The organism is Mycobacterium sp., from assembly GCF_035274705.1.
Classification (GTDB): domain Bacteria; phylum Actinomycetota; class Actinomycetes; order Mycobacteriales; family Mycobacteriaceae; genus Mycobacterium.
In genome coordinates, this window is record NZ_DATENY010000098.1 from 1 (window position 1) to 19,441 (window position 19,441).

Below are 19,441 nucleotides of genomic sequence, written 5' to 3' on the forward strand. Positions count from 1 at the left end.
TCGGCAGCGACACCGTCGCCGATGGGCCACCGATACCGAATCCCAGCGGCGTGACCGGCGCCGGGCAGACATTCAAGAACCGGGAGGGTACCCAGTTCGTCATCGACACAGTTGCGGTCTTCGACAATCCTGCCGCGGCCGCCGACACCATCCCGCACATGAAAGACGCTATCGCGCAGAAAATCTCGGGTTCGCCGCAGCCGGTCGACATCGGTACGGGCGGGTTTATGGTCGCCGGCCCGTCGACCGATAACACAAAGGCACTGACCGAAATTGTGTTCACGCAGGGCCGAGCAATGGTCGATCTCGAGTTCGCCAGCGCCCCCAACGATCCTGTTCCGCCGGAAATTGCGACGGGAATCGCCAGCAAGCAGGACACTGCCGTCAAGAACGGCTTGCCCGGCTAGCGAAGGAGCCCCGATGCGGGCCGAAGCAGGACGAGGCCATCGCGGCCGGATTGCCTGACTGAGTGTTATCTGGCGGTCAGACGGTCCGGTGAGGTCAGGCCGTACTGGTGTCAATGTCCATGTTGACCACGCCTGCGGCGATGAGAATGCCGTAGGTGACGATCGCGGCGATGCCCAAGATCGCGCTCCACATCGCCCACTTCCGTGCGCTATCCGATGCTGCTTGCGCGCCGGCGTAATTGCCTTGAGCCCACAGACCAGAAACTTGAGACGCTTTCACGATCGACACAATGCCGAGTGGAAGGCAGCAGAACAGTGTCGTCAGGATCGCGAAAACCAGGTGAGTACTCGGTTGCTTTCCGGGACGCGGTTGTTGAGCCATTAGTGTCTTTCTTTGAGGCTGGTTCGCTGGGTGAAGTGCTGGTTGCCGTACCTCAGAAACTTCCGCGGAGAGGCGACACGGACGAAATTTCGTCTACGCCGTGTGAACCCCTGCGGAATTCCGGCGCGCTTTGATCGCGTGGCGCGAGCCACGTTTGCCGACGGCTTCGAATATGTTGGTGTGGTGGGCAATTTATCGCAATTTGCGGCACAAATTGCCTCATGACGCTGCGCCGCAGGGAATCCGCAATGCGGAAACCTTGCATCGCGTTATAGAACGGCGGCCGGACTCAACCTAGTCGCCTGACATGACCTGCGTGACGGTCAGTTGTGTATTGGTTCGCCCATCATCCCGTGGGGCACAAATCCTTGATGGCAAAGTTCACGGCCGCGTCGGCTTGAGCGTGGCTGAGATTAGCGGCGGCGGACAAGCATATCCATCTGTATGGCCGTCAGCAATCGACGCTTGCTCGTCGCCCAGAATTCCGGCTGCATGGTTTCGTTGCAGGCGTTGCTTTTTGCGTTTTCTTCTCCCTCAATTTCCAGACCGTGTTCCTGGAAGAGCTTTTGCCCCAACGCCGTCCGAAATGTGTGGCTTCGCACTGGGCGTAATATGACACCGAGCAGGAAGTAATATGACACCGCGCTCGTCCAGGCAGGCTCGTCGATTCGCCGTTCTTTTGCTGCTCAGAGTGCCTCTTCCGCCGTAAGCTCATGGCGATGCTGGAGAACTCTGAGATCCGGTTCCTTCCCCTTGGCACCCGTCGCGTGGCGTACGAGATGCGTGGGGATGGTCCACCGCTCGTCGCTCCGGCGTGGTGGGTGAGCCACCTCGAACTTGACTGGCAGAGCGAAGGCTTTCGGCGGTTCTGGCAAGGCGTCGCGGATGGGTACACCCTGATCCGCTACGACCGGCTCGGCGTCGGCATGTCGGACCGCACGGTGCGACAGTCGGATCTGACCATCGACGGGGAAGTCGCGACACTGCGTGCGCTCCTCGACGAGCTTGAGCTCGAGCGTGTGTCGCTCCTCGGCGGCTCGTGTGGGGGCTGCACAGCAATTGCATTTGCCGCAGCATTTCCGGAGCGCGTGGAGCGCCTGGTGCTGTACGGGACGTACCCCGATGGCGCGGCGATTACGGCTCCGGGTGTGGGGGATGCGTTTCTCGCAGCGGTGCGCGCGCATTGGGGAATTGGCTCGCGCCTGCTCAGCAACATCTTCCTCAGCGGTGCCGGCTCTGCGGAGCACGAGCGCTTTGCGCGGTTCCAGCGGGAGGCGACGACCGCCGAGACCGCTGCCGCGTTGCTGGGTCTCGTCTATCGCCTTGACGTACGCGCAGACCTTCCCCTCGTCCGCCGACCGGCGCTGGTCGTGCATCGTCGCGACGACCGCGCCGTGCCGTACCAGCTCGGGCGTGAGGTCGCAGCCGCGATTCCCGGCGCGACATTTATCCCGCTGAAGGGGAGCGCGCACTTCCCTTGGCACGGTGATGTCGATTCCGTCATCCGCGCGTGTCGCCAAGCGCTTGCACCGGGGCAGTCGTCGCTGCAAGACGGAAGCGAGCCGGAGCGGGTTCTGCTGTCCGGTCGTGAGAGGGAGATCCTTGCCTGCGTCGCACGGGGACTGAGCGATCGCGAGATCGCCGAGCAGCTTGTGCTGAGCTCGCATACCGTCCATCGCCACGTCGCGAACATCCGCCGCAAGCTGGGTCGCACCTCGCGGGCGGCCGCCGTCGCGGAGGCCGCGCGTCTCGGACTCCTGTGAGGTAGCCGGAAGGGGCCATCTGCGAAAGATGGCCGTTCCGAGCGATGCGCGCACGATGCGGCCGCCCGTACGTTCGCGGCATGACAGACACAGCCAGCGCCGAACTCCAAATGAGCCCGCCGTCTGCGGCGTGGCTGCGGATTATGGCCGTGGTCTACGACCCGTTTTGCTGGCTGGGCGAGATCGCGGGGATGAAGAGCCGGCGACGCGCGCTCCTGAGCAACGCCCGCGGGCGGGTTGTCGAGATCGGCGCCGGGACTGGGCTGAACGTTGCGCTATATCCCGACGGGCTCGACGGGCTCGTGCTCACCGAGCCCGTTGCGGCGATGCGCCGAAGACTCGCGCGGCGCCTGCAGCGGCATGAGCGCGTCGCGCGGATTGTCGACGCGCCCGCCGATTGTCTACCGCTGGCCGATTCGTCAGTGGACACCGTCGTCTCGACGCTCGTCCTGTGCACCGTCGATGACCCCGAAGGTGCGCTCCGCGAGATCGCGCGTGTGCTCCGCCCGGATGGGCAGTTGCTGTTCATCGAACACGTGCGCGCGAGCTCGCGGTTCCTTGCGGCGTGCCAGGACAAGCTAGACGGACCGTGGCGCCGCTTCGCAGGCGGCTGCCGCTGTAACCGCGCGACCGTGGAGCTGATGCGCGCCTGCGGCTTCGATGTCGCAGCCGACGACATGGTGTGGCGCGGGATGCCGGCGATCGTCCATCCGCTCATTGTCGGGCGGGCGACTCGGTGATCTGGACGGTCGTCGATTCAGGTCGTGCCCGGCTGTCAATCGCCGAGCGCCGCAACAGCCATGTCGTAGATCGGTTTTGGCGCCTTCGACGGTGAGCCTGCGTCGAATGGCGGCTGAGGATCGTATTCGATAGCAAGCTGAATGGTCTCGGCTACTTCGGGTCCGGCGATCTTCGCGGCCAGGGTCAGTGCAAGGTCTATGCCGGCGGAGACACCGGCGCCGGTCACGATTCGCCCGGCGGTGACCACGCGCTGTTCGGTGGGTTGGGCGCCGTAGGAGGCGAGTTCGTCGTAGGCACTCCAATGGGTGGTGGCGGGAAGTCCGTTAAGCAGCCCCGCGGCGCCGAGCAGTAGTGCGCCGGTGCATACCGAGGTTGTCCACGCGGTGTGCGGGTGGGCCTGGCGGATCCAGTCCACGATCGGATGCCCGTCTGCGGCGTACTGGCCCGCGACCGGACCGCCGGGCACAAGCAGCACATCCGGACGCGGCACGTCGGCGAATGTGCTGTCAACGCGCAGGTGCACAAGGTCGTTATGGTCGTCGAGCACGCCCGTGTGCTCGGCGCAGATCACCACCTCTGCGTCGGGCAGATAGGTGAGTACCTCATAGGGGCCGATTGCGTCCAGGGCGGTGAATCCTTGGAAAAGGCCGATGGCGATGATCATGAGGTGGTCCCTTTGCGTCGGCGTTGCGTTCGCACCAGAGCCATTGGGCGCCAAGGCAAACCGTGGCTTCCGTCAGATGCTCGGTGCCCAACTCGAGTAGCGTCTTGTCGAATTCTTGTTCGCCCAGTAGCGAGAAGCCGAGCCAGTCTGCCCGATCCCACTGCGCGAGCTTAGCCTTCGATGGGTGCCAGCAACCCCTGTTCCCGCTGCCCAGCGAAAAGTTCCATGCAGTAGTCCCGGTATGCGACGGTACGGCGCGTGAGCGCCACGCAGCGTCACAGTCAGTAGTGCTACGTCCGGGACGTGGCGAGTGGCCTCTAATTCCTCACTGAACCAATCCGAAGGCGTCTAAGCTGCTTCACAAGGGGAAGCCATGACCGTACCGCTGCTGCCGGGCTGGTATCCCGACCCTTCGGGTGCGCCGGGAAAACGCTATTTCGATGGTCGCGATTGGACCGTGTATCTAGCCGATCCGCGCGGCACTACGCACGCTCCGATTGCTCCGTGGCCGTCCCGGCGCAGGATTCCGACATGGTGCTGGATAGCGGTCGTCGTAGTGCTGATGGTGATCGTCGCGGTTATCGGGAATCGCTTGGCCAGCAGTGGAAACCAACAGGTTGCTTCGCCCTCCACAACGTCCCCGGCATTGGCTGCGCCATCTTCGACGCAGCCTCCATCGGTGGGGCCGCCGCACTCGAAGCTGGTTCGTATATCGCTGCCCCGTGGGTCGACACCAACCGGTGCCAACACTGTTCGTGGACTCGAGATGTGGCACGTTCCCCTGCGGGTTCCCGAAACGGTGGCGAACCTGCGCCCTCAGCTACCCATCAATGCTCCCTACGATCGACTCGCTTGGTGCGCCGAGAGCATCGTCCTAGGTGCCGACATCACTCGTTGGTCCTGGGGCACCGCCCAAGACCTTCTCCGGATCGAGGTAGGACCCTTTTACCCGACAATCGGAGTTCGTGGCTCGGGCAGCCAGGTCACCATCACCCGGCAGCCGGATCTCCATGGCGTCGGATGCCGCTGACCGCTACTGCCAAACCGTGTCGCAGTCATCGCCCGAGATCCCATTGCCCGAAATCGGCCGCGAGCACTTCGTCCACATCCACGTGAACGCCTCCCAGCGCCACACCCGGTTCTGAAGGGCCGACGACCACAGACTGATACAGCACGGCTGCGGGTTCGCGCTCGCCATGAGACCACGCTTTTGTCTGCCATGCCCACGAGTGTCCTGCCGTGGTTGAGCGCCCGATCACCCCGTCTGCCAGAGCCCATCCGCACACCCGGGAACTACCGTATACGCCGGTGCGGCCCACACCCAGCACCGAGTTGATACCTCGAAACCACGCGACCGCAAGGCTTTTCCACGTGTTGAGGTCGATATCCTCATCGACACTGAAGAAGATCGGCGCCGAATCTGGACCGCCGGCCGCGGCATGCAACCGCAGAGCTGTCTGAGCGTCCGTCACGCCGCCGTCGTAGCCACGGGTGTAGTCCGACGGCGTCGGCCAACCCGGTTTGCCGTACTGATAACAGCTGACGATCTGAAGACCCGCCGCGCGTAGCGCGTCCGCATACTCGCGGGTCACGGGCTTGAAGTCGAAAGTTGCACCCGGCCGCAACTCGGATACGTAGACCAGTGCGCCGGCATAGCCTGCTGCCGCGATCTGATCCGCCGGCACCAGACGTTCCGCGAAATCGATCAGCTGAACGCCGGCGGCGGACGCGTTCGGCGCGGAAAAACCAACCGCCCCGAGGCCCGCTAGAGCCGGAGCGGATAGCGCATACCTCAGGACGTCGCGTCGTGAAACAGCGTTGCGTTGGCGCCTGTCACGCCGGGCCGATGACATGGCAGACAGTGTCACACCTCAACAACGTCCCGGGGGGAAGCGGGTGAAGCGCGTCAAACGGTGGCGGAGCCTGGGCCGGCGATTGTGGGGGCGGTGCGGCAGGAGCAGGCGCCTGCGGCGGTGGCGCGGCGGGTGCAGGCGGTGCGGCAGGAACAGGTGCTTGCGGTGGCGTCGGTGCGGCAGGGCGGGAGTCTGCCAACACGCGACCCGCGGCGAAAGTCGCCGCCTGGTCGATCATCCCGGTGTCCGCGTACTGCATGTGCGCGTTGAAATCCCTTCCGCCCGAACAAACGAAGTCGTCGGGAACACACAAGTCCATGGTCTTGGCCGCATACGCCGGGCCGACGACGATCTGGGGCTGATTGATCGCTCCCATGAACCGGGCGTTTGGTTTGCCGAACAGGGCCACTGCGGCGACGTGGTTGGCGACGTCGGGCGGCATCGGGTTCGGTACGCCCTCAGGTGCTCCGTCCGGTATGACATTCGCGGTGACAAAGCCCATCACGGCTGCGCCTTGAGAAAATCCCCCGAGCACCATCTTGGTGTTGGGACAGCTCGCCGCCGTTGCTTCGATGTGCGTGCTCGCGTCCCGTACGCCGGTCAGAGCCGTGGGGAAGTCGATCGTGGCGGGGTAGTCCACGGGATATACCCCGATCGATTTTGCGCCGAGCCTTGCGCGCACGGAGTCCACGAACGCCTGTCCTGTTGGACCCACGCCGGGGTCCTCAGTGGTGCCGCGTGCGAACACCACCTCGACGTCGGGGCACGGCTGCGCGGACGCGGGCGGAACGGCTGCGCTCAGCGCCGCCAAACTTGCTCCAGCACTGACGAAAACAGCGATATGGCGTCCCCTCACCGCGCAATGCTGACATAAGCGCGCGACAAGGGCGATTCGAAAATCAAACAGCCGATGAACGCCGCGTGACCGGAAAGCGTGCTACCACCTTGCACGCGCGGGCCGCGCGCGCACGACCTGCGGCCACCAAAACCACGGGCCGAGCAGTGCCGCGATCGACGGCGTCATGAATGCCCGAATCACCAGTGTGTCGAACAAGAGCCCCATCCCGATCGTCGTGCCCATTTGGGCGACCACGACCATGGCGCTGACCGACATCGACATCATGGTGAACGCGAACACCAGGCCTGCCGCGGTGACGACGGATCCGCTGCCGCCCATGGCGCGGATGATCCCGGTGTTGATCCCGGCCGGTATCTCTTCCTTCATCCGCGCCACCAACAGCAGGTTGTAGTCCGCGCCGACTGCCAACAGGATGATGACCGCCATCGCCATCACCATGAACTGCAGGTCCAAGCCCACCAGGTGCTGCCAGAACAGGACCGACAACCCGAAGGATGCGCCGAGCGACAGAACCACGGTGCCGACGATGACGCCCGCGGCGACGACACTGCGCGTGATGAGCAGCATGATGATGAAGATCAGTGTCAGCGCTGCGATGCCGGCGATCAGTAAGTCGTATTTGTTGCCTTCCTGCATGTCCTTGAAGGTGGAGGCAGTGCCGCCGATGTAAACCCTTGATCCCTCCAATGGCGTGCCTTTGATGGCTTCAAAAGCGGCGGTCTTGATGGCGTCGATGCGCTCAATGCCATCCGCGCTGAGCGGATCCTCTTCGTGGGAAATGATGAACCGGACCGCGTGGCCGTCGGGGGAGATGAAGTTGTCCATGCCGCGCTTGAAGTCCTTGTTGTCGAAGATCTCCGGAGGCAAGTAGAAGGTGTCATCGTTGTGGGAATCGTTGAATGCATCACCCATGGCGGACCGGTTGTCGTCCATCGCGGCCTGCTGATCCTGCTGGCTCGCCTGGCTCGAGTGCATGGAGAGCATCATCGTCTGCATCTTCTTCATCGTCTCGATCTGCGGCGGCATCACGGCTATCAGCTGCGGCATCAGGGAGTCGAGACGTTCCAGGTCCGGAAGCAGCGCCTGGATGTCATCGGTCATGGTGTCGATGCCGTCGAGCGTGTCGAAGACCGACCGCATCGACCAGCAGACCGGGATGTCGTAGCAGTGCGGCTCCCAGTAGAGGTAATTTCGGAGCGGGCGGAAGAAATCGTCGAAATCGGCGATGTGATCGCGTAATTCGTTGATGTCGATGGTCATGTCTCGCGTCTTGGCCACCATCGAATGTGTGACGGCGCTCATCTCTCCCATCAACGAGTTCATCTTTGTCATCGTGTCGATGGTCTTCTGCATGTCGTTGGCCTGCACCAACATATTGTCCATGGTTTGTTGCGAGTACGAGCGGTTCATCTCCTGAAAGGTGCCGCTCATACTGAGCTGAGCCGGAATCGTGCTGAACTTCAGGGGTTTACCCTCGGGACGCGTAATCGACTGCACCCTCCCGATGCCGGGCACCCTCGTCACGGCCTTGGCGATCCGATCGATTACAAGGAAGTCCGCCGAATTGCGAAGGTCTTTATCCGTTTCGACGAGCAGCATTTCCGGGTTCATCCGGGCGACCGGGAAATGTCGTTCTGCGGCCGCGAATCCCTCGTTCGCCGGCAGGTCCGCGGGTAGGTACTTGCGGTCGTTGTAGCTCGGCTGGTAGCCCGGCAGGGTAAGCAGGCCGATCAAGGCGAGAAGGATCGTCACGACCAGGATCAATCCCGGCCATCGGACGACGGCCGCACCCAGTCGTCGCCAAAAACGAATCCGCATGGCGCGCTTGGGCTCTAGCAATCCGAAGCGGCTCGCGACCGTGATGATCGCGGGCCCCAGGGTCAGCGCCACAATCACCGCGACGACCATTCCGACCGCGAGCGGGATGCCCAGCGTCTGGAAGTACGGCAGCCGGGTGAACGAAAGGCAGAATGTCGCGCCGGCGATCGTCATGCCCGAGCCCAGCACGACGTGGGCCGTGCCGTGGAACATCGTGTAGTAGGCCGACTCGCGGTCCTCGCCGACAGTGCGGGCCTCTTGGTAGCGCCCGATCAGGAAGATCGCGTAGTCGGTCGTTGCGGCGATCGCGAGGGTTACCAGGAGCTGTGTCGCGAACGTCGACAACCCGATCAGGTCGTGGTAGCCGAGGAAGGCCACCACACCACGGGTCACCGACAAGCTCAACACCAGGATCGTCAGGACGAGCAGGACTGTGACGATCGACCGATAGAAGAACAGCAGCATCGTGATGATGACGGCGACCGTCACGAGCTCGATGATTCTGATGCTGGCGTTGCCGGCGTTCTGTTGGTCCGCCTGCATTGCCGGCCCGCCGGTCACGTAGACCTTGACTCCCGGCGGCGGAGACAATCCCGCAATGAGTTTCTGCACCGCGGTGACTGACTCATTGCCGAGAGCTTCGCCCATATTTCCGGCGAGATACACCTGTACGTAGGTGGCCTTCCCGTCTTCGCTCTGCGCTCCGGCGCTCGTCAGCGGGTCACCCCAGAAGTCCTGAATGTGCTGGACGTGCTTGGTGTCGGCCCTGAGCTTTTTGACCATGTCGTCGTAGAACCGGTGCGCGTCCGCGCCGAGCGGCGCGTCGCCCTCCAAGACGATCATGGCTGAGCTGTCGGAGTCGAACTCCTTGAAGACCTTGCCGACGCGCATCATCGCCGCCACCGACGGCGCCTCTTTGGGCGACATCGACACGGCCTGCATCTCGCCAACTTTTTCGAGCGTCGGCACGGTCACGCTCAGCACCGCGATGAGCGCTATCCAGCCGACGATGATCGGGACCGCCAACCGGCGGATCCACCTGGCCAGGCCGGTTCTCCGTTGCTGCTCGGCGGGTGTGACGGGGTCGATAGTCGGGGCGCTCACGAGCTCCTCATCGGTGTATTTGGCTCAGTCATACCAGAATCGGGCCGCACAGTGGGCCGCTCGTTATGCCAGCATCGGGTCGATCGCGGCGCGCGGGACCAGTATCTGGGTGGCCCCGGCGGCCTCGGGCAGCAGCTGGCCCTGGCTGAAGAAGAAGATCACCCCGTCGTTGGTGATCGCGAACTCCTGGTAGTTCATCGGGTCGAGGCCGGCAGTCGGCGCTATCGACACCTGCTGGTTGGTCTGCTTCTGCACGTCGCCCTGCACGATCGGGAAGACAGCTTTCAACGGATCTGCGGTTGGCTGCCACAGCGTGTCGTAGGTGATCGGCTTGCGATAGGTCTGGTCCCAGTTGAACGCCTTGTACGACGTTTGCGGATGCGCGGCGCCGATGTTCTGGTAGGTCTTGAGCACCACGGCCTGCGTGCCACGCGGCGGTATCGCCGATCCGTAATTCGTCGACGTGATGTCGAGCTCATAGGGCAGTTCGCGGGGCGCGGGCGACTTGGCCACGTTCAGGAATGCATCGCGCGTCTGGGTGATGTACTCCGAAACCGACTTCTGGTCGGGGTAGTCGGTCGGGAAGCTGATATTGAGGTTGTACCCGGTGTCGGCCTGCTGAATCTGGCATACCGAGCCCATCTGGACGCCCTTGAGGTCGGCGCAGTAATTCTTGGGCGCGGCCGCAGCCACTCCGGAAGAGCCGAACAGAACGACAGCGGTGATCGCGACGGCCACCTTGAGGTTTGGCATGGCGGTTTTCCTCTCAGAGCAAACTGCGGCGCCACCGCCGCGACCGAAGAGATTACCTGTCGTGAAACCCGTCGCTGTGAGACAACCCGTGCAAAACCACTCCATCACGGACAGAACGGTGGGATCGGGCAGAAATTGAGGGCGGGCGCGGGAGGAGGTCTCGGTGGTGGATTTTCTCCGTCCCAAATCAAGCTGGAAACATTGCCCATTCCCGGCCAGACAAAGTAGTAGGTGTGGCAGACATTCCAGTCCCAGTTCAACGGGTCAGTAATGTGATTGCCGGTCGTGGGCACCGGCTCCTCACCCGGGCACCAGTGATGTGGTGGGCCCCAATCGCTGTCGTCTGCGAGGAACGGGCCAAGTTGAAGCGGGGCAGGACCGGGGTGGGCCTGGCCCGTGCCCGCTCCCACCCACAAACAGCCAGGCACCAACATTGTTGTAGCTAACCCAACGATTACTCGTCTCATGAATTTGACGGTAAGGCCGACCAAAAGGTGTGTTCTGGAAAACGCAACAATTCGATCGCGGGGCATGTTGGCGCTTTCGTCGCGGTCGAATCATGAAATGTGAGATCCACGCGGCGCAAACACCGCCGTAAAAATTGATCCACAAGCTGCGGCCCGCAACGTTTGGGGAGGGCGAGCTATGGATGTGTTCGCAGCGATCAGGGGCGTCGTGGTACCGGTCGCCGTCGCATGCTGGCCATCCACACCGGGATCGCTGCTGTGCCTTGATGATCCGTGGAACAAGCAACTTCATCGCCCAGATAATTACGCGTCGTGGCGTATCGATTTATCCGTGAAACGGCATCAACAGCGCGGCGCAGGTGTCAGACTTCCCCTGCCATGAAGCGGCCAGAGAGGAAGTACACATGGTGAGCGCCGATCGCGCCGATTCCCGAACCTTCGTCGTGACCGGCGCGGCATCTGGTATCGGACTGGCCACCGCCCAGCGCCTGCTTGCCGAAGGAGGCACCGTCGTCGGCGCCGACCTCGCCTGCGCACCCGACCTCGGCTCGCGGTTCACTTTCGTGGCAGCCGATATCACCGACGAAGCCGCGGTCGGCGAAGTGATGGCCGCCGTGCCCGACCGCCTCGACGGACTCGTCCACGCCGCAGGCGTTGCCGGTGGCGGCCCGGTCCATCTGCTCGACCGTGCCGAATGGGATCGCGTGATCGGGATCAACCTCACCGGCACCTTCCTGGTGGCCAAGGCGGCCCTGGCCAGGATGATCGAGCAGCCAAGAGTCGCTGGTGAGCGTGGCTCGATCGTGACCGTGGCCAGCATCGAAGGCCTGGAAGGGACGGCCGGCGGCAGCTCATACAACGCAGCCAAGGGTGGCGTCGTGCTGCTCACCAAGAACATCGCGCTCGACTACGGCCCGAGCGGCATCCGCGCGAACGCCGTCTGCCCCGGCTTCATCGCGACACCAATGCTCGACAGCGTGTTCGGCCTCCCTGGCATGGAGACACCGATGGCCTCGATCACCGAGGAGCATGCCCTGCAACGGCTGGGCCGACCCGAAGAGATCGCGGCCATGGCGGCCTTCCTCGTCTCGCCCGAGGCGTCCTTCGTCAGCGGGCAAGCCATCGCCGTCGACGGCGGCTACACCGCAGGCCGCGATCACGGCGTGGTCCAGCTCTTCGGCTTCCCCAAGTGACATCGAAACCCGCAGTAGGAGAACGCCCATGACGTCCACAGTCGAAGCGAGCGGTCAGGTCGTCGCGCTGGCCCGCGGCATGCGCGATCTCGTCCAACAGGAGGCCGCTGAAGCCGAGCGGATGCGCACCCTGAACGACGCAATCGTCGATGAGATGTGGGCCAGCGGTCTGATGTCGGCCTTCAATCCCGTCCCGGCCGGGGGTGTTGAACCGTCGTTCACCGACATGATCGAGACATGGATCGAAATGGCTTGGCAGGATGGCTCTTTCGGCTGGGTCGGGATCGCAAACCTGCCGTCATCGTTCGCAGCCGCGGCATATCTGTCCGACGAGGGCTTCGCGGAAGTCTTCACCGCACACGACAACCGCGTGACGATGGGAGGCCAGTTCTTCCCCAACGGGCAGGGGACCGTCGTGGACGGCGGTTACCGGTTGAGCGGGTCGTGGAATTTCGGCTCTGGCATCGGTCATTCGCAATACGTCGCTGCCGGGTTCCTGCCGATCGACAACGGCGAGATGCGCTGGATCAGCGAAGGCATCCCCGATATGCAGGTGGCAATCGTTGCACGCGAGGACATCTCGTTCAACGACGGCTGGTATGTCCAAGGGCTCAAAGGAACCGGATCCTACGACTACAGCGCGGACGACGTATTCGTTCCGCACACCCGAACCTTTCCGCTCTTCGTCCGCGAGCCGCGGCGCGGCACGTCACCAGCCACCCGCATGGGGCTGATGCCCGTGACTGCGGCAGGTCACGCATCGTGGGCACTCGGCGTCGCCAAGAGCATGCTCGACGACGTCCAGGAGCTCGCCGCGACAAAGTTCCGGATGAGCGACATGGCGTCGTTGGCCAGCCGCCCGACATTCCAGAAAGGCCTCGCCCACCACGTCGCCGCCTGGCGCGCCGCACGTCTTCTCGTGCTCGACGCATTCACCACCGCCGAGTCTGCTGTCGCCGCGGGCGACGACCTAACCGCAACTTTGCGCGCCGATATGCGCGCCGCCGCCGTCTACGCGACCGACGTGGCCCGCAGTTGCGCCGAATGGGCCCACTTGGTCGCAGGCACGAGCTCGATCCGCGAGGGCACGCGCCTCGAACGCGCGTTCCGCGACATGTACACCGGAACGCAGCACGCCTTCATCAGTGAGAAGGTGGCCATCGACGCGGCACAGATCTGGCTCGGCATCGTCGAGGACCAGGTCGGGCTCTAATCCCTTACGGCCCGAGCGCGCTGCCCTTGCGCCATTGATCCCACGGCATCGTCCAGTCGCCGTTCTGCCAGAGCTGCAGCGGTTTGCCGCCGGTGTTGCGCACCTCCACAACATCGCCCGGCACAGAGAAGTTGAAGAACCACTGGGCGTTGTCGGAATTGAGGTTCAGGCATCCGTGCGAGGTGTCGGTGTTGCCCTGCGCCCATACCGTTGCGTTGAGCTGATGCAGATAGATGCCGTCCTTGCTGATGCGAGTGGCGTAGGGGATGGTCTCGCGATAGCCCAGCCGCGAGTTGATCGGCAATCCGAACGTCGAGGAGTCCATGATCACCGGATTGGCCTTGTCCATCACGGTGTAGATGCCCGGTGGCGTCCAGAACGACAACGTCGTGCCGCCGATTGTCTCGGTGCCGCCCATGCCCATCGACGTCGGCATCGTGCGGACCAGCTTGCCGTTGTCGTACACGCTGACCTGCTTGGTGTTGTCATCGGCGATCGACACGTGCGCATCCCCGATGCGGAACGAGACGTGCTGGTCGTCCTCGCCGTACATGCCACCGCCCAGCGCGGCGCCGTAGATGTTCGCGTCGACGGTCACCGTCGTGCCCGGCGCGTAATACCGTTCCGGACGCCAGTGGGCCGTCTGGTCGTCCACCCAGTACCACGACCCGGCGACGCGCGGGTTGGTCGTGACAACGAGCCGGCGTTCGACGGCCGCGCGGTCTTCGATGGGCTCGTCGAAGCGAGCCACGATCACGGTGCCCACGCCATAGGTCGCACCTTCGACCAGCGACGCACCCGCGGTGGTGGTGAGTTCGACCGCAGCCTGGTCGCCGGGGGTCAGGGTTGAAAACGTCGACGTCTGCGCCGCGGGCATGCCGCCCAGGCCGCGACTGCGAATGGTCAGTGTGTAGGTGCGTCCGTAGCCCAGCGGCACCGCCGGTTTCCACACTTGGCGATCGGGCGTCAGGATGCCCGCGATCGCCTTGCCGTCTTCGTTGACCATCTGTACGTCGGTGAGCGTTCCGACGGATGCGCGCACCAGCACGCGCGCAGAGGGGGAGACGTCTTGGGCTGCCGGTGGCGGCGTGACGGTGACGAATGCCGGCAATGGTGGGGCTGAAGTCTCCGGGGCGGCAGTGGTCGATACTGCAGCTGCCTTGCGGTCGCAGCAGCGTGCGCTGGCGGCGCTTCCTGCCGCTGGCAATAACGCAGTGACGATGAGGAGTACGGCCAGGCATAACGCGCGCTTGCGGCCACGATCAATGCTCAACGACGATCCCGAAACCCCTCAAAAGAAACGTAGGAGCACTCATCCTAGGGTGTTGGCGCCAACCCGTGACGACGGCACGGTTACGAAACCGATGCGTTCCGATATCCGTTGCGTCCCAGCGCCCTTGCTCTATTTCAGCCTGGCGCAAGGTGTGTTGCCGTGCTGCTGACAGTCGCGTCTGCGGGCACCGGCGGGCCTGACGAGCGGATCACCGCAGCCGCGGCGTATTGCGCAGCCTGGTCGACCATGCCATTCGCCACATAGTCGCCGTGCGCGGCGATGTTGCCGCCGTCGTTGGAACAGATCGGGTCCTCAGGAATGCATTGGTCGATCGTCTTGGACGCATAGATCGGGCCGATCGCGATCGGCGGCGCATCGATCCTGTTCAAGAACCTGCTCGACGGTTTCCCCAGCAGAGCGACCGCGGCGACGTGATCCGCAACGTCCGGCGGCATTGGACCGGTGATGCCAGGCGGCACCGCATACCCGGCGGGAATCGTTGCCGCGGTGACGTAACCGATCACTGCTGCGCCCTGCGAATATCCGCCGAGCACCATCTTCGTTTTCGGGCAGATCGCAGCCATCTGCCGGACATGATCGGCGGCGTCGATCACCCCTTGAGCGGCCGTCGGGAAATCCGTACTGGCCGGGTAGTCGACCGCATAGGTTCTCACGAACTTCGGGCCGAGCTGCGCCTGCAGCGAGTCGATGAACGCCTGCCCGATGCCGCCTACGCCAGGTGTCTCGGTCGTGCCACGTGCGAACACCGCCTCCACGTCGGGGCAGGCCTCGGCCGACGCCGATCCAAGCCCGGCAGTTGAACCCAACACCACGGAAGTAGTCGCCATCACAGCCGCGAAAAAACAGGCGATTCGGCGCGCGTCCAGGTGCTCGCTGACCATTGATGCCCCTCGTCGATCGAACGGTTAGCCAATCTGAATACTAATTGGACGAAATGCGCCGCGCTCGGCGAGCCCCGGGTCGGACTGGATAGCAGCCACCCGCAGCAAACGCCAATCACTTTGCGGCAGTGACGAATTCGACGACACGGCTAGAGGTCCAACCACCGCGGCGTTAATTTTCCACCTAATGTGGGAACCCGAGACAAGCCGCTCGTCGCGCCGGAGGGTGGCCGCGGGCACGTGTCGGGGATGGATTGGAAAGGACTGCAGATGGCCTCGCCCAAAGGCGGCTCGCGTCTGGGCACCCGGTTCGGCCCTTACGAGCTGCAGTCGCTGATCGGCGTGGGCGGAATGGGGGAGGTGTACCGGGCGTACGACACGGTGCGAGAACGAGCCGTCGCGCTCAAGCTGTTGCGTCCTGAGATGGCAGCCGATCACAGCTTTCAGGAGCGCTTCCGCCGCGAGTCCCGCGTCGCGGCTCGACTACAAGAACCCCACGTCATCCCGGTGCACGATTTCGGCGACATCGACGGTGTTCTCTACATCGACATGCGCCTTGTCGAAGGCGCCAGCTTGAAGGACGTGTTGCGCAGCACCGGACCGATCGAGCCGGCGCGGGCCACGTCGATCATCACGCAGATCGCCGCCGCGCTCGACGCCGCACACGCCGACGGCCTGGTTCACCGCGATATCAAGCCGGAGAATGTACTGCTCACTCCCGATGACTTCGCCTACCTCGTCGACTTCGGGATCGTGCACGCCGGCGGCGACGCCAGCGTGACCTCGACGGGCATGCTGATCGGATCGTGCGCCTACATGGCCGCGGAACGGTTCAGCGGCGGCCCCGTCGGGCCGGGTTCGGACGTTTACTCGCTGGCCTGCCTGCTCTACGAAAGCCTCACCGGGCGGCCACCATTCGAAGCCGCGGACTTGAGGCAATTGATGAGCGCGCACATGTTCTCGCCCCCGCCGCGGCCGAGCATCATGCGCCGGGGAATCAGCCGCGCATTCGACGACGTCATCGCCCGTGGCATGGCCAAACAACCCGCCGAGAGGTACACCTCCGCCGGCGAACTAGCCAAGGCGGCCACCGTGGCCCTCGCCATCCCCGCGCCGCCGTCCGCCCCCGCGGCCACTCCCAGCCAGCCGCAAGACACCCGGCAGTTCTCCGCAGTGTTTCCCAACCCTGCCGCGACGGGTTACACGCCGTACCCGCCGCCGGCTCGACCTCCCGAATCGCCCGCGCGCCGCCCGCGATTCGGCCGCGGACAAGTCATCCTCGCTGCGGCGGTGATCGTCTTGTTCGGCGTTGCCGCAGTCCTCGCAGCGACGTTGGCCACGATGAACCAGAACGACGGCACGTCGCCGCAGACGACCGTGGCGCTGCCGCCGCCCGCTCCGAGCAGCACGACCGACGAAACGACGACGTCAACGACTACCGATGCGCCGTCGACGACGTCGACCACGCCGACAAGCACACCGAGTTCGACCGGTTCGGCGCCGCCGGGCGTGACCGGCGCCGACGCGCAAGGCTTCATCGCCCATTCGGCCCGCTGCGACTCAGGAAGCACACCCGCCGCAATGGTTCGCACTGCCCAGTCACTTGCCGTGGTCTGTCAGACGTCGCCGGGTAGCTTCTACTACCGCGGAGAGCGACTGAGCGACGGCGCGAACCTCCAACTTGCCAACGCGGCGCGCTCTGGCGGGGGATTCGACGCGACCAACCCCGCCGACGGCACGCGTTACGAAGTGCGCCCTGATCGGCTGACCATCATCAGCCACGGCCATATCGACTCGAACGAATCCGTGCTGGAGTACGCGTCGAGTTAGTGCCGAGCGGACCCGGTCAGCGGTCCGCCGTTCGCGTCCTGGAGCAGACAGATCACAGTGCTCGGCATCGGGTTGTTCGACGTTCGATCCTGCTCGGAGTCGATGAGGTACGTCGTCGTGTAAGGGCTGGTGGACCGCCCGGTGTACTGAGCCAATCCGGTGCCGCATTGCTGATTCGCGACATCGTCGAGTGCCGCGTTGACCTCTACCGCCGCCCGCAGATAGACCTCCGCCGCGTGGGCTGAACCGCAGTCGACGACGGCGACGGTCACCACGCTCGGATCACTCGGCGGTGGGTCAGCCAGGCACTCACCGACTTGCAGGTCCACCCACTTCTCGACTCGCGGTCCTTGCGTAGGCGGCGGTGCGGCGACGGTCGTCGTGGTCGTCACGGTTGTTGTCGTCGACGTGGTCGTGGTCGATGTCGTGCCTGAGTTACTGGTACAGCTGACCAGCGCTGCGGTCGCGGCTAGCGAAACGGACAGGCGCCTGAACACGGGAGGAGTCTAAGCACGCGGATTTCGCGTGAAGTCGCACTTGGAAATGCACACTTTGTGCATGAGAAGCGTCACGGGTTCGACGGCGGTGATAGTCCTCGCCGGCGCCGCCGTCGGCTTCGCAAGCCCGACTCACGCGGACAACTTCAGCGGCACGTTCATCCCCAACGGCCCCGGGCTCAGTTCAACGTGGACGGTCACGTCGTGCGGTCCTGACTGTGCGCACATTGTCGATAGCAGCGGTTGGAGCGCCGATGCCCGACCATGGGGCGACGTGTGGAGATTCGTCGTCAACCTTCCCGACGGAACGAAGTGCAACAACGACGGCACATCGCCGGGAACTGTGGTCTTCAAGGTCGATGCGCCACGGCAGGAAGGCACCTTCATCAACATGGCTCCCGCCTTGTGTCCTGACGCGCCGGGTTATGCGAGCCCGGAAGCGCCCGGCTATGCCCATCCGGTCTATTTCACGCTGACGCGTATCTGACGGCGCTCAGAAGCCGATGCCGATTCCGATGCCGCCCCAGGAGTCGTCGTCGCGGTTTGGACACGAGACGTCCACGTAGACCGTCGTGAACATGCCCTCGTTGCCCGGCGAATTGTCCGGGTTGTGGATCGCAAGGACCTTGCACTCCGTCAGATCGACGTTGCTCACGCCGCTCACCCAGTTGATCTGCACGTCGTAGCCCTGGGCTTCCAGGTCGGCGATGGTCGCTGCTGCTGACTCGGCGCCCGCCACCGGCCAGACCGGTTCGGCCGCTACGGGAGGCGCGACGGCGATCGACACCGCGGCGGCAACCAGGCCGACCGCGAACGTCCCCCGCGTGAATGACATGACAGCCCTCCGGGCGGCTGCACGTTTGTACTCGCCGTTCTCGATTCTCCTCCTTCGGCTGTAACAGATCCGCCGAACCAACGATGAACTTGCTGGATGTTCGTGCCGCTGAGGGGACTGCACCAGCATCCGCAAATGCCGCGGCAGCTGCTGGTCCAGGCCCAGCGTTGGGGGAGATGGCTGCGCATGGCAAAAGGAGTCGATGCACGTGCGTGCACCGGTTGATATCCGCTATGGACGAAGTCTCGTCGCCGGGCTGACATTTGGAGTGGTCATCTCCCTGACAGCCCTCACCGGAGGGGTTGCCCCCGCCTACGCCAAACCGCACACCGATCCGGTCGTGCCGACGACCACGGTCCCCGCGCCTGAGCCGGAAGTTGTCGCTCCGGAGCAGACGACGGCGGCCGAGGTGCCATCGCAGGCGCCGCCAAAGGCGCCGGTGCAGACGCCGCCGAGTGTCGAGGCAACTCAAACCCAAACTCAGACGCAGGCGCCGCAGCCGCCGCCGTCACCGGCGCAGACCAGCACCGCGGCGATCGTCGCGCCGTCCACTGTGGCGACACCCACGACCGCGGTGAATCCGCCGTCGACGAGCACCGAGCCGCCGGCGCCGCGTGTGGTGGCACCGTCGACGAGTGAGCCGCCCGCCGCGTCGTCAACCGCTGCGCCCGCGTCGTCAACCGCGGCGCCCGCGTCGGCACCGGCACAGAGCGCGGCAAGCCTGGCGCCCACCACGGCCACCCAGAGCGACTCGGCGACCGTATCTGCCAGCGCCGTGGCCCCGTCGGCGGCGTTGGTGCCGCCGAGTTCGGTGCTCAGCGAGTCACCGACGTCCAGTGGCAGCCCGACAGCGTCGACGAGCCCCCGCACGTCCGGCGTCGCGCCGT

At 64.4% G+C, this 19,441-nt stretch carries 20 protein-coding genes; 8 read left to right on the top strand and 12 right to left on the bottom strand.

Features of this window, described 5'->3' with window-relative positions:
- Nucleotides 1-407, top strand: a 407-nt coding sequence (locus VJV41_RS20655; RefSeq protein ID WP_325336887.1) for a hypothetical protein, incomplete at its 5' end; no start/stop codon positions are given.
- 94 nt (nucleotides 408-501) lie between these two features.
- Here the strand turns inward: VJV41_RS20655 and VJV41_RS20660 are convergent.
- Nucleotides 502-789, bottom strand: coding sequence for a CD225/dispanin family protein (locus VJV41_RS20660; RefSeq protein ID WP_325336888.1), 288 nt, complete (start codon nucleotides 787-789; stop codon nucleotides 502-504).
- 413 nt (nucleotides 790-1,202) lie between these two features.
- Nucleotides 1,203-1,391, bottom strand: a complete 189-nt coding sequence (locus tag VJV41_RS20665; protein ID WP_325336889.1) for a hypothetical protein — start codon at nucleotides 1,389-1,391, stop codon at nucleotides 1,203-1,205.
- A gap of 117 nt (nucleotides 1,392-1,508) precedes the next feature.
- On the opposite strand from VJV41_RS20665, the gene VJV41_RS20670 reads away from it, so the two are divergent.
- Together VJV41_RS20670 and VJV41_RS20675 are read left to right on the top strand one after the other, a co-directional pair.
- Nucleotides 1,509-2,552: an alpha/beta fold hydrolase gene (locus VJV41_RS20670; RefSeq protein ID WP_325336890.1), complete on the top strand. Its 1,044-nt coding sequence runs from the start codon at nucleotides 1,509-1,511 to the stop codon at nucleotides 2,550-2,552.
- A gap of 80 nt (nucleotides 2,553-2,632) precedes the next feature.
- Nucleotides 2,633-3,292: a class I SAM-dependent methyltransferase gene (locus VJV41_RS20675; protein ID WP_325336891.1), complete on the top strand. Its 660-nt coding sequence runs from the start codon at nucleotides 2,633-2,635 to the stop codon at nucleotides 3,290-3,292.
- A gap of 35 nt (nucleotides 3,293-3,327) precedes the next feature.
- Here the strand turns inward: VJV41_RS20675 and VJV41_RS20680 are convergent, their stop codons facing one another.
- Nucleotides 3,328-3,957 carry a DJ-1/PfpI family protein gene (locus VJV41_RS20680; protein ID WP_325336892.1) on the bottom strand — a complete coding sequence of 210 codons (630 nt, stop codon included), beginning with the start codon at nucleotides 3,955-3,957 and terminating at the stop codon, nucleotides 3,328-3,330.
- Nucleotides 3,958-4,330: 373 nt separating this feature from the next.
- Here VJV41_RS20680 and VJV41_RS20685 point away from each other — a divergent pair, with 373 nt between their 5' ends.
- Nucleotides 4,331-4,987, top strand: a complete 657-nt coding sequence (locus VJV41_RS20685; RefSeq protein ID WP_325336893.1) for a DUF2510 domain-containing protein — start codon at nucleotides 4,331-4,333, stop codon at nucleotides 4,985-4,987.
- A 25-nt stretch (nucleotides 4,988-5,012) separates the two neighbouring features.
- On the opposite strand, the gene VJV41_RS20690 is transcribed toward VJV41_RS20685, so the two are convergent.
- The 4 genes from VJV41_RS20690 to VJV41_RS20705 form a co-directional block, all read right to left on the bottom strand.
- On the bottom strand, nucleotides 5,013-5,810 hold the full coding sequence (locus VJV41_RS20690) for a DUF1906 domain-containing protein (protein ID WP_325336894.1): 798 nt from the start codon (nucleotides 5,808-5,810) through the stop codon (nucleotides 5,013-5,015).
- Complete coding sequence (locus VJV41_RS20695; RefSeq protein WP_325336895.1) at nucleotides 5,791-6,666, bottom strand: cutinase family protein; 876 nt, start codon at nucleotides 6,664-6,666, stop codon at nucleotides 5,791-5,793. The genes VJV41_RS20690 and VJV41_RS20695 overlap by 20 nt, the downstream gene beginning before the upstream one ends.
- 81 nt (nucleotides 6,667-6,747) lie before the next feature.
- Nucleotides 6,748-9,591 (bottom strand): MMPL family transporter, encoded by a 2,844-nt coding sequence (locus tag VJV41_RS20700; protein WP_325336896.1) that lies wholly within the window; start codon nucleotides 9,589-9,591, stop codon nucleotides 6,748-6,750.
- Nucleotides 9,592-9,654: 63 nt separating this feature from the next.
- A complete protein-coding gene (locus VJV41_RS20705) occupies nucleotides 9,655-10,344 on the bottom strand; it encodes an esterase (protein WP_325336897.1) in 690 nt (229 codons plus the stop codon).
- Nucleotides 10,345-11,215: 871 nt separating this feature from the next.
- Here VJV41_RS20705 and VJV41_RS20710 point away from each other — a divergent pair.
- Both VJV41_RS20710 and VJV41_RS20715 read left to right on the top strand, forming a co-directional pair.
- Nucleotides 11,216-12,004: an SDR family NAD(P)-dependent oxidoreductase gene (locus VJV41_RS20710; protein WP_325336898.1), complete on the top strand. Its 789-nt coding sequence runs from the start codon at nucleotides 11,216-11,218 to the stop codon at nucleotides 12,002-12,004.
- A 28-nt stretch (nucleotides 12,005-12,032) separates the two neighbouring features.
- The gene (locus VJV41_RS20715) at nucleotides 12,033-13,217 is read left to right on the top strand and encodes an acyl-CoA dehydrogenase family protein (protein WP_325336899.1); all 1,185 of its coding nucleotides are present in this window, start codon (nucleotides 12,033-12,035) and stop codon (nucleotides 13,215-13,217) included.
- A 4-nt stretch (nucleotides 13,218-13,221) separates the two neighbouring features.
- On the opposite strand, the gene VJV41_RS20720 is transcribed toward VJV41_RS20715, so the two are convergent.
- Complete coding sequence (locus VJV41_RS20720; RefSeq protein ID WP_325336900.1) at nucleotides 13,222-14,490, bottom strand: L,D-transpeptidase; 1,269 nt, start codon at nucleotides 14,488-14,490, stop codon at nucleotides 13,222-13,224.
- 134 nt (nucleotides 14,491-14,624) lie between these two features.
- Complete coding sequence (locus tag VJV41_RS20725) at nucleotides 14,625-15,338, bottom strand: cutinase family protein (RefSeq protein ID WP_325336932.1); 714 nt, start codon at nucleotides 15,336-15,338, stop codon at nucleotides 14,625-14,627.
- A 324-nt stretch (nucleotides 15,339-15,662) separates the two neighbouring features.
- On the opposite strand from VJV41_RS20725, the gene VJV41_RS20730 reads away from it, so the two are divergent.
- Entirely contained in the window at nucleotides 15,663-17,222 is a 1,560-nt protein-coding gene (locus VJV41_RS20730; protein ID WP_325336901.1) for a serine/threonine-protein kinase, read from the top strand.
- On the opposite strand, the gene VJV41_RS20735 is transcribed toward VJV41_RS20730, so the two are convergent.
- Nucleotides 17,219-17,719, bottom strand: a complete 501-nt coding sequence (locus tag VJV41_RS20735) for a hypothetical protein (RefSeq protein WP_325336902.1) — start codon at nucleotides 17,717-17,719, stop codon at nucleotides 17,219-17,221. The genes VJV41_RS20730 and VJV41_RS20735 overlap by 4 nt on opposite strands.
- Nucleotides 17,720-17,780: 61 nt before the next feature.
- Between VJV41_RS20735 and VJV41_RS20740 the strand changes: the two genes are divergently transcribed.
- Complete coding sequence (locus VJV41_RS20740; RefSeq protein ID WP_325336903.1) at nucleotides 17,781-18,206, top strand: hypothetical protein; 426 nt, start codon at nucleotides 17,781-17,783, stop codon at nucleotides 18,204-18,206.
- A gap of 6 nt (nucleotides 18,207-18,212) precedes the next feature.
- Here VJV41_RS20740 and VJV41_RS20745 read toward each other — a convergent pair whose 3' ends face one another.
- Together VJV41_RS20745 and VJV41_RS20750 are read right to left on the bottom strand one after the other, a co-directional pair.
- Nucleotides 18,213-18,554 (bottom strand): hypothetical protein, encoded by a 342-nt coding sequence (locus VJV41_RS20745; protein ID WP_325336904.1) that lies wholly within the window; start codon nucleotides 18,552-18,554, stop codon nucleotides 18,213-18,215.
- Nucleotides 18,555-19,034: 480 nt separating this feature from the next.
- Complete coding sequence (locus VJV41_RS20750) at nucleotides 19,035-19,424, bottom strand: hypothetical protein (RefSeq protein ID WP_325336905.1); 390 nt, start codon at nucleotides 19,422-19,424, stop codon at nucleotides 19,035-19,037.
- Nucleotides 19,425-19,441 lie beyond the last annotated feature (17 nt).